Genomic DNA, 9,353 nt, shown 5'->3' on the forward strand with positions numbered 1-9,353 from the left:
TGTTTATGTTTCAGGCGATTTAGGGAACACTGTACATAAATGCACGAAGGGGGATTAAAAAAGATGCAAATGAAACAGCCAGCTAAAATGACGAATAGTTATGGGTGTAAAAATGAGTATGATACATTAAAACGTGTGATTGTTTGCCCACCTACATATATGAAAATTGAAGAAATTATTAATGAAACACAAAAGCATTATGCGGATGAAAATATTGATGAGAGCTTGGCTTCAAAGCAGCACCGTCAATTTGTCGAATGCCTTCAAAAGGAAGGAGTGGAAGTCATCGGGCTATCTGCACAAGAACCATTTCCAGAACAAGTATTTACGCGGGATATTGGCTATACGTTGGGAGATACCATTATTGTCACGAAAATGGGCAGTGAAATTCGAAGTGGAGAAGAACAAGTGCTAGCAGAGTGGCTGCAGCAGCAAGGTATTCCTTTCCATCAGGTACCGGATCATCCTATTGAAGGTGGAGATGTGCTGATTGATGGACAAGCTATTTTTATTGCGCTCAGTGATCGTACAAGTAAAGAAGGCGTGCAGCATATCCAAGGGCTGCTTCCAACGTATGAGGTTGTTCCTATTCCTATTGATCGGTCTTATCTTCATCTCGATTGTGTGTTAAATATTTTATCACCTACAGAAGCGCTAGTGTTTTCACCAGCTTTACATGAGAAAGAATTAAATTTACTTCGCATGAAATATGACTTAATTGAAGTAACGAAAAAAGAGCAGTTTACGATGGGAACTAATGTATTATCAGTTGGTAATCAACGGGTGATTAGCCTACCAATGAATACAGAAGTGAATGAGGAGTTAAGGAAACGAGGATATAAAGTAATTGAAGTTGATATATCTGAAATTATTAAATCCGGTGGTTCTTTCCGCTGCTGCACAATGCCTCTTGAACGAGTGTAAAAAAAGCTTAAAAAGAAAAAAAGATCTCGGCGATAGCCAGGGATCTTTTTTTTTGAAGGATGTTGTATAAAATTTCAAGTGAAAGGAACATTAACCTATATAAGCTTTTGAAAGAAAGGAGTGATAAACATGGCAAATCGTAATCCTATTTTAGTTCAAGGTGCTGAACAGCTTCTTGATCAATTAAAAACGGAAATTGCAGGAAGACTTAACGTTCAGCTTGGCGCTGAACAAACGGCTCGTGCGAATGGATCTGTTGGTGGAGAAATGACGAAGCATCTTGTTGCAATGGCGCAACAGCAATTAAGTGGTGCACAAGGACACATTCGCTAGTCTGCTCTACATAAACACTCTGATGAAAAGTTCTGGCTCTTTTGAGCTGGAACTTTTTTGTGTGGGAAACATAACTCTACTTTCTCTTGGTCGTTTGATTTGAGATTTTGCTTGAAATTCTCCACTTTCAAGGTTGAAAAGTGCATAAAATGGGAAAAGAACAAAAAAAGAGAAAGTAGAGGTTTATCATGAAAAAGCTATTATCATTTGGAAAAAGTCTTGGTAAAGAAATTCAAGAAGACCAAGCAACGGGACTAGCGGCTGAGCAAGCCTATTATTATATGCTATCATTGTTCCCTATGCTTATTTTACTGATATCGATTGTTCCGTATTTATCTATTAAACCAGAAGAGGCAATCGGTGTCCTTCAAAGCGTTATGCCGGGAGAAACGGCTGCAATCTTTAAAGATAACGTAGCTCAATTTGTAAGCCAACCAAACGGCGGGTTACTGACTGTAGGTATTTTAGGAACCATTTGGTCCGCTTCAAACGGTATGAACGCCTTTATCCGAGCGATGAACCAAGCCTACGACGTGAAAGAACAGCGCTCGTTTATTAAAGTAAGAGGTTTGTCCATTCTTTTAACGATTGGACTAATCATAACAATTGTTGTATCGCTTCTATTGCCGGTATTTGGAGGAATTTTGTTAAATTGGATAAGCGAATGGCTTTCTCTTCCTTCAGGTACAACAGTGGTTTTAAATATTTTACGCTGGATTATTGGTGTCGGCATTATGGTACTTGTTTTATCCGTATTATATAGATTAGCTCCAAACAAAACGTTTCCTTTTGCCCATGTATGGCCCGGAGCACTCGCTGCTACGCTGTTATGGCAGCTGACATCTTTAGGGTTCTCATTTTACGTAAGCAACTTTGGCAATTATTCTGCTACGTATGGAAGCTTAGGAGGCGTTATTGTTCTGATGCTTTGGCTATTTTTAACGGGGTTAATTCTAGTTATTGGAGGAGAGATTAACGCTATTTATCACCGAAACAAAACGTCTGCGCCTCCTAAAGATACGTCTCAAGCTATGTAATAAAAAAGGAAACCTTTATAGAGGTTTCCTTTTTTAACGTTTAAAGCTATTAACAAGCTGTTTAAATGAGTTGGCTGTATATTTGACCGAATCTTTTTTGTACTGTACATCGGTTTTAATAGCTGCTTGTGTTACTTTTAAATGATTTGTTTTTTCTTTGATATGATCAGTTTCGTTTTGAAGATGTTGAGAAGTGGCATTTACAGAGTTCACAGTTGGCTTGATTTTTTTATTAAATGATACGCCTACGTAAATAAGATACGCAAGTGATGCCAAAACAACAGCTAAGCTTATATACACAATAATCATCGTTGTGCCTCCTTTGTACGTATTACAATATATACGAATATCATCCTCTTTATTTAATTGTTATACCCATTTTTAATAAAAACAAACAAAAGCTTGCTGAGAAGACAATATATTGGATTTTTTCTGAAATTTCATTCATCATTACATATAGAGTTATCCTGAAAGGAGAGAGAAGAATGCCTTTAGATCCGCATATTCAAATATTTCTAAATCAGTATAATGAAATGCCCCGTCCTTCTTTAGAGGACGTTACACCCCCGCAGCTGAGAGAAATGGAAAAGATGTCTTTAACTCCTTCCAAAGAAGCAGTTAAAAAAGTATATAATAAAGAAATTGAATTAAATGAACGCACGCTCACTATACGAGTGTATGAACCTGAAGGAACAGGGCCATTTCCTGCTCTTGTTTATTACCACGGAGGAGGCTGGGTATTAGGAAGCTTGGATAGTCATGACTCCATATGCAGATCGTATGCAAATGAATCAAACTGTATTGTGGTGTCTGTTGATTACCGCCTTGCTCCTGAGTACAAATTTCCCGCTGGAGTAAATGATGCCTATGATGCCTTGGATTGGATTTCAGCTCACGCGTCTCAATTAAATATCGATTCAAACAAAATTGCCGTTGGAGGGGATAGCGCCGGTGGTAACCTTGCTGCGGTTGTAAGCATTTTAGCAAAAGAAAGACAAGGTCCATCCATTGTTCATCAGCTGCTTATTTATCCGTCTGTAGGATTTAAAAATCAGCACCCTGCATCTATGAAAGAAAACGCCGAAGGATATTTTCTTTCAAAAGATCTAATGAATTGGTTTCGCCTTCAGTACTTAAATAATAAAGAAGAAGAACAGCATCCCTATAACGCTCCGGTATTACTAGAAGACCTATCGAGTCTACCAAGCGCTACCATTATTACAGCACAATATGATCCTCTAAGAGATAGCGGAAAAGACTACGCGGACACATTAAAAAATCACGGTGTTCCAGTCACCTATGAAAATTATGAAACAATGATTCACGGGTTTTTTGGGTTTCATGAATTTGTCCCACTAGCTCAGCAGGCAATCAATAAAAGCGCAGCTCAACTGCGTCAAGTATTTGATTCTATTTAAGGTGCAAAGATATATTAATGTCATAAACCATATAAACATTGGTTGCTTCACGAAAAGTCTGATGCAAGTAGTCGCTTTAAGCAGGTTGCTCGAAAAGGAGTAAAGCCATCTAGCGTTAATACCTACCTTCAAAAGACACGTGCTGCTTTTAATATCTTAAAACGTGAGGGAGTTTTATCAGAGAACGTATTCAATGAAATTAGAAATGTGAAGTTCCAAAAATATAAGGTTGAAACATTGACTGTAGATGAAATAAAACGAATTTTTAATGCTTTTAATAAAAGTTATTACACTCAATTTAGATCATATGTGCTTTTACATGCGTTGCTCGACACATTAGGAAGGGTAGATGAAACCCTACACCTGAAGAAACAAGATGTTGATTTTGATAAGAGGTCAGTAACTTTTCAAAATACAAAATCAAAGAAGTTCAGGATTGTATCTATTTCAAAGAAAACAGCAAGGTTATTACAAGAACTCATTGTGGCCAATGATGACTTATTTAATAGTGAATATATTTTTCTCACTAACGATGGTAAAAGATTGCGTCCTTCTACATTTAGAGCACATTTAGAAAAGATTTTAAAGAATGTAGGTATTAATAAAAGGATTCATTCTCACTTGTGGAGGCATACAGGTTTGGAGATGTTTCTTAGGCAATCAGGTAATATACGTGTGCTACAGCAGCTATTAGGTCATAGCAACCTTGTTACCACAGCTAGTGTTTATTCACATGGGCTTGATGAAAAAGTTAGGAATGAGCACGAAAAGTTTAATGCCATAAATCTCATTGAAGAACAAAAGGAGAAGGTTATTAAACGCAATTCAAAATAAGACAAAAAATAAAGAGGGCAACGGCTGCAACCATTTCCCTCTAAGTGGTGTATCAAATAACAATCAATACTAATTAAATATAAGTGTGTTTGCTGCACTCTAGAATCATAATTTTTGGGGAATCTGAAGTGAAATCAGGTAATATTAATATTGAGCAATTTAAACATTTATCGAATTTTAAAGATGTGAAAGAATTTAATAATCATATTGAGCAATGGATGGGCGAGCAGGAGACTGGATAAAAGGAATGCAATCTAAGAACCTTTTTATATTAAGGATACAAAAACGGATATAATACGATCTAAATCTTTTCAATTAAAAGCGTACTATCTCACTAACGCAGAATGTGATGGGAAAGAAGAAAAGAAGAGAAAACCAACAAAATGTGACTTATTATTATTTAAACGGTAACAATTCAAGAGTAAATAATAACTCAACTGACCAATCTATAAATATAGTTAATGCTAACTCAGAGGATTTGTTTGATGATATTAGAAAAGCTCTAAAGGAAAATTTAGTTGATGAAGAAGAAAGACAAGCTATTAGAGAAGTCGTAAATGAAATGGAACAGACTCAGGGGACAAATAATAATCAAGCTTATACAAAATTTATAACTAGTGCAGCTAATCATATGACCGTTATTACACCTTTTCTTCCAGCATTATCGCAAATGAGTCATTCATCTTAAAATTCATTCTCGTTAGTAACTATAGATAATAAAAATGACCTCCTTTATTGGAGAGAATTTTTATTATCTATCAACAGTTCAATGAAATGTCACAAATTCCAACAGGTATTCTCACCGAATTCTAGAAATATTACTTATCAAGTATTTGTGTAAATATTTCCAATTTAAATGAGAGTAGGCGGGGGAATGGAGAGGAAAAAGTTTATTAATTACATCGATAAGTTAATAGAACAATCTGAGGCGTGGCGAAAAGATGCGGAGAAAAGAGAAGATTGGAATAGTGCATGCTTTTATCAGGGTGAAGTCAAAGCATACGAGAAAGTAAAAAGATTGGTAGATCAACAGTTACATGTATAAATAAAAATAACCATTCCTAAGTTGGAGTGGTTATTTTTTATTGATTGTTAATCCTCCGTTTTTATTAACTCAATCAAGACCTAGGTAACCACCTCAGCTTTTATCTCTCTTAGTATGCTTGCATTTGCTAATAGATTCTAAGAGATTAACTCCAAAACCCATGGCTTCTTCAAAAATTGGTTCACTAAGTATATCAAAGAGTTTGGACTAAGGGAACAATCAGCAACTAAACTGTAGGTAAACTGTTGAATAACAATTGGAGTTAACTCTTGTAGTTTGTAATGAACCTAACTTAGATTTTAGGTGATTCTAGTGAAAATCTTGGTGAAGTTTAAAGACGGTATGGTAATAGAAGTTCCAATTCAAGAGGGATCAGGCTTTATTGGATAAGGTAATCTGCTTGAATTAATCCAAAAAGGTAAAGAACTAAATAGTACTATTCAATTCGGTGATTTAGAACGAAGATATAGCGATTTGTACTCTTACGAAATTATTTTGTGAAAAAAAGAGCATCCTTTCGAAGGTGCTTTTTTATTTTAATAAGTTCAACTTAAGTTAGTCATTCAAGGTTAATTTAGGTTGAACTTATTTATTGTGATGAAATGACGACAAATTATTTACTTAAATAACTTAAATAAAAAAGAACAGTAAGTGTTGTGTCACTTGCTGCTCAATATCACCGAAACAATTGACCACCAGGTGAAAATGATGATGTGATGAAGGCGTTAAAAGTGTGGGGTATATAAATATGTAGCAATTATGATATTGTTACTCTTTAATCCAATACGTTATCTAATAAATATAAGTAATAAATTTTTGGGGATTTCATTATTTTTTTGGGGGAATAGGTATATGTCTATGCCTTATTACTGATTCTACATAGTCTAGACTGTAACCTATTTGAAGGAGAGATAATATGGATAGCATAAGACAAAGTTTTGATAGACATGGAGGTATGGGTGGATTCCCTGGCATGGGCTAAAAGTTATAGTTGTTCCACAATAACTAAAAATATAAGCGAACTCCCTTATTGTATCAAAGAGCTCGCTTGTATCATGGGGATAATATTGTTGCTTTTATGAGCACTAACTACTTAAAATAGCCCATATAAGTATACATTTTAAAACGGTTTATCTCTGTCTAAAACTTATGACTTTCTGAACGATATAAATTAAAGGATTCTGATATATTCGTCAGTATATTTATTATTTTAGCTAATAAAAAATAAGCACCTATTAGGTGCTTATTGAATATGAATTATAGTTTGTTTAGCAAGTTGTTGGCTAGGCATTAGTTCTAGGGCATATGCTACATCTTTTAATTCTGGGCTATTAGGTAAATCGTAAGAACCTATAGATTCAAAATATTGAATTTGTTCTTCTGTTAAAAGGTTAAGTGGAATGCACACATCTACAACTGCTCTAATAATAGTTATACCGAGCTTTTTTGCTAAATACGGTCTATGATTACCACCAGCATCAACGCAAAATTCACCGTTAGGAAATAACGTTAGATTAATATCAACATGAGATGAACCGGTTGTTACATATCCGTGAGTTTCAATTGATTTAAGAAGACGATTTAACTTTTCTTCAGACAAAACATTGTCATGAGTTAAGCCTTTTATTCTTGAAACTGGCACCAACATTGAGCCAGCATGATGAATTAAGTAGTTTCTACCATAAATTTCTGTATAGTCATCGTGAAATTTCCAGCCTGTATATTCAATCACTCATATCATCTCCTTCAAGCTCAATTACAATAAATAATACTAATAATGATGTTAAATTAGAACATCATAGATATAGTTAATAAAATCAAGGAAACAACGTCTTAATTCGAGTCTTTTTATCTAGAGAAGGAGATGGTTATATAGCCATGATCCTTGCTTAACATGCAAAAAACAGAGAGGAATTCTCACTGTTTCTTACAGTGTATTTCCACTCTCTGAATTAGGTGTCGGAGTAGTTGGTGAACTAGGTGGGATTGGAGGAGAACTGTTTTGAGAACCTGATACTGGAGTTGCATTTGAACGTGAATTTGATCCCGAACCTGTTTGTGAATTGGATTCTGTACTTGTAACGGGACACACTTGATTTACATTTCCAAAAATAAAAGTTCCTCCAGAAATGTTACCAATCGTAAGTGAATTGATTTTAGCTACCATACGTTCTCATCCTTTCATCGATGAAGAAAATAGAATATACACTAACATATGTTTAGCCTGTCAATTATGTATAGACGGGCTAGAGAAATAGGCGAGGTTATTATTATTATAACTTCATAAGTTGGATTCGGATTTACCTATGTCGGAAAGAACCTTGAAAATTGATTAATATTTAAAAAAGTGAGAATAACTAGCCTTTTGTAGAATAAAATAGTCTACACAAAAGGTGGGAATACTAATGGGGAAAAGTAAAAACTGGATGGATGCTTATGTTTCTAAAGTTTCAGGAAAACATTTCGAATTGGTATCGGTTCAAAGTGTCATTGATTCTTTTATTGACATGTTAAATGTAAAATTAAATGAAAACCAACAACCAGAAGTTGAATTTATTAAAGAGGAAAGCAAAATTTCATTTCCAGATTGTTCAGTTTTTTTAAAAATTCAAGGCTCTATATTGAGTTTGAGTAAAGTTTTAAAATCTAACAATCAAGTTGCTGGTGGAATTAAAATTTTTGATACAGGTTTAGCTTATCAACTAAAAACTGGTTCAAAGTTGATTGAAGAGGTTGAAACTATACCTGAAGCATTAGATAAGGCACTAAGTTATTTACTTGTAGAGCTGAAGTAAAAGTTAATATTTTTATAAGTTTAAGTCACTCATTTAGAGTGGCTTTTTATTTTGTAAAAGTTAATATGCTGAAACATAAAATCATTATTAAGAATGGAGCTAATATTAATGAATCAAGTACTCTTCGAACAGTTGTTAGAGGGAAATGTTGAATATGAAGACGTTCCAGAAGATACGAACATAGAGTTAACTGATGAGCAAAGGCATGAAATGAGATTATGGTTAGTTGGAGCTTATGATTTTTCGGATAGAGCAGCTAAAAGTTATATTGATTAATGACAGCTAAAAATATTCTTTTAGTAATATATAGAGAAGGGTTATTACATTTTTTGTAAAAATTATTAGGTAGAAAGTCGGCGGTTAGAGAATGAAAATTCAGTTTGATTTTAAAGTACTAAATGTTGTAGAGGAAAATGGCGTAAAGTCCTACATTGTGCAATGCTCAAGTGAGAATTTTCGACGTGCTATTAAAGCTCAATTTTTGTTTTCTTGCTATCATGTATTCTTAAAAAAGCTCACTATCTATAGTCAGTTACCTCATTAGAAATTAACAAAAGAAAATCCTAACAGTATTAGCATACTTCAGAACACTTTTTTTTGGTCGATGTGAGAGCCTAGAACTTCACTACATATTGACTAAATTAGAGCTAATATTTCTGTGTCGTTTAACGTTAATGGAATAAAATTAGAAGACAACTATTCAATCTATAGATAATTATTTCCTAAATTTACTTTGTATACACCAACGTGTTTTGTATAAGCTATATATGACACCACGAGGTATTCATTCGCAATGTCTCATTGTGTACTATGAATAGTCTAAAGAAAATCTACTGTAGCTGAACTGCACCCCAATTGTTAGACAAAAACTAATAATTGGAGGTGCAGTTTTTTATGTCAAAACACACACTTGAAACAAAGTTAAAAGCTGTAGATTTCTACATCAATAAGCAATATTCATATAAAG

12 protein-coding genes are annotated in these 9,353 nt (G+C 34.2%); 9 read left to right on the plus strand and 3 right to left on the minus strand.

What is annotated here, in order from left to right; all coding sequences use genetic code 11:
• Positions 1–63 precede the first annotated feature (63 nt).
• From M3225_RS20960 to M3225_RS20970, 3 genes are all read left to right on the plus strand, one after another.
• Positions 64–924: a dimethylarginine dimethylaminohydrolase family protein gene (locus M3225_RS20960; RefSeq protein ID WP_251396828.1), complete on the plus strand. Its 861-nt coding sequence runs from the start codon at positions 64–66 to the stop codon at positions 922–924.
• Positions 925–1,053: 129 nt separating this feature from the next.
• Complete coding sequence (locus tag M3225_RS20965) at positions 1,054–1,257, plus strand: alpha/beta-type small acid-soluble spore protein (RefSeq protein WP_013056997.1); 204 nt, start codon at positions 1,054–1,056, stop codon at positions 1,255–1,257.
• Between the two features lie 188 nt (positions 1,258–1,445).
• Positions 1,446–2,294, plus strand: coding sequence for a YihY/virulence factor BrkB family protein (locus tag M3225_RS20970; RefSeq protein ID WP_251396830.1), 849 nt, complete (start codon positions 1,446–1,448; stop codon positions 2,292–2,294).
• Between the two features lie 33 nt (positions 2,295–2,327).
• Here the strand turns inward: M3225_RS20970 and M3225_RS20975 are convergent, their stop codons facing one another.
• Positions 2,328–2,603 carry a hypothetical protein gene (locus M3225_RS20975; RefSeq protein WP_176528288.1) on the minus strand — a complete coding sequence of 92 codons (276 nt, stop codon included), beginning with the start codon at positions 2,601–2,603 and terminating at the stop codon, positions 2,328–2,330.
• A 2-nt stretch (positions 2,604–2,605) separates the two neighbouring features.
• Here M3225_RS20975 and M3225_RS20980 point away from each other — a divergent pair, with 2 nt between their 5' ends.
• The 4 genes from M3225_RS20980 (at position 2,606) to M3225_RS20995 (ending at position 5,591) form a co-directional block, all read left to right on the plus strand.
• Complete coding sequence (locus M3225_RS20980; RefSeq protein WP_285885838.1) at positions 2,606–3,712, plus strand: alpha/beta hydrolase; 1,107 nt, start codon at positions 2,606–2,608, stop codon at positions 3,710–3,712.
• A gap of 237 nt (positions 3,713–3,949) precedes the next feature.
• Positions 3,950–4,546 (plus strand): tyrosine-type recombinase/integrase, encoded by a 597-nt coding sequence (locus M3225_RS20985; protein ID WP_251396832.1) that lies wholly within the window; start codon positions 3,950–3,952, stop codon positions 4,544–4,546.
• Between the two features lie 349 nt (positions 4,547–4,895).
• Positions 4,896–5,234, plus strand: a complete 339-nt coding sequence (locus M3225_RS20990; RefSeq protein WP_251396834.1) for a hypothetical protein — start codon at positions 4,896–4,898, stop codon at positions 5,232–5,234.
• Between the two features lie 186 nt (positions 5,235–5,420).
• Positions 5,421–5,591 carry a hypothetical protein gene (locus tag M3225_RS20995; protein WP_251396838.1) on the plus strand — a complete coding sequence of 57 codons (171 nt, stop codon included), beginning with the start codon at positions 5,421–5,423 and terminating at the stop codon, positions 5,589–5,591.
• 1,243 nt (positions 5,592–6,834) lie between these two features.
• Here M3225_RS20995 and M3225_RS21000 read toward each other — a convergent pair.
• Together M3225_RS21000 and M3225_RS21005 are read right to left on the minus strand one after the other, a co-directional pair.
• A complete protein-coding gene (locus M3225_RS21000) occupies positions 6,835–7,323 on the minus strand; it encodes a hypothetical protein (RefSeq protein WP_116072331.1) in 489 nt (162 codons plus the stop codon).
• A gap of 195 nt (positions 7,324–7,518) precedes the next feature.
• Positions 7,519–7,758, minus strand: a complete 240-nt coding sequence (locus M3225_RS21005; protein WP_251396841.1) for a hypothetical protein — start codon at positions 7,756–7,758, stop codon at positions 7,519–7,521.
• Between the two features lie 238 nt (positions 7,759–7,996).
• Here M3225_RS21005 and M3225_RS21010 point away from each other — a divergent pair, with 238 nt between their 5' ends.
• Both M3225_RS21010 and M3225_RS21015 read left to right on the plus strand, forming a co-directional pair.
• Positions 7,997–8,386, plus strand: a complete 390-nt coding sequence (locus M3225_RS21010) for a hypothetical protein (RefSeq protein WP_251396844.1) — start codon at positions 7,997–7,999, stop codon at positions 8,384–8,386.
• A gap of 108 nt (positions 8,387–8,494) precedes the next feature.
• Positions 8,495–8,662 (plus strand): hypothetical protein, encoded by a 168-nt coding sequence (locus M3225_RS21015; protein ID WP_161553935.1) that lies wholly within the window; start codon positions 8,495–8,497, stop codon positions 8,660–8,662.
• Positions 8,663–9,353 lie beyond the last annotated feature (691 nt).

Source organism: Priestia aryabhattai, from assembly GCF_023715685.1.
In the GTDB taxonomy this organism is placed as follows: domain Bacteria; phylum Bacillota; class Bacilli; order Bacillales; family Bacillaceae_H; genus Priestia; species Priestia aryabhattai_B.

What these genes read in the sequence shown, in the direction of transcription:
- M3225_RS20960 (WP_251396828.1), top strand. Translation starts at nt 64, where the DNA reads ATGCAAATGAAACAGCCAGCTAAAATGACGAATAGTTATGGGTGTAAA.
- M3225_RS20965 (WP_013056997.1), top strand. Translation starts at nt 1,054, where the DNA reads ATGGCAAATCGTAATCCTATTTTAGTTCAAGGTGCTGAACAGCTTCTT.
- M3225_RS20970 (WP_251396830.1), top strand. Translation starts at nt 1,446, where the DNA reads ATGAAAAAGCTATTATCATTTGGAAAAAGTCTTGGTAAAGAAATTCAA.
- M3225_RS20975 (WP_176528288.1), bottom strand. Translation starts at nt 2,603, where the DNA reads ATGATTATTGTGTATATAAGCTTAGCTGTTGTTTTGGCATCACTTGCG.
- M3225_RS20990 (WP_251396834.1), top strand. Translation starts at nt 4,896, where the DNA reads ATGGGAAAGAAGAAAAGAAGAGAAAACCAACAAAATGTGACTTATTAT.
- M3225_RS20995 (WP_251396838.1), top strand. Translation starts at nt 5,421, where the DNA reads ATGGAGAGGAAAAAGTTTATTAATTACATCGATAAGTTAATAGAACAA.
- M3225_RS21005 (WP_251396841.1), bottom strand. Translation starts at nt 7,758, where the DNA reads ATGGTAGCTAAAATCAATTCACTTACGATTGGTAACATTTCTGGAGGA.
- M3225_RS21010 (WP_251396844.1), top strand. Translation starts at nt 7,997, where the DNA reads ATGGGGAAAAGTAAAAACTGGATGGATGCTTATGTTTCTAAAGTTTCA.
- M3225_RS21015 (WP_161553935.1), top strand. Translation starts at nt 8,495, where the DNA reads ATGAATCAAGTACTCTTCGAACAGTTGTTAGAGGGAAATGTTGAATAT.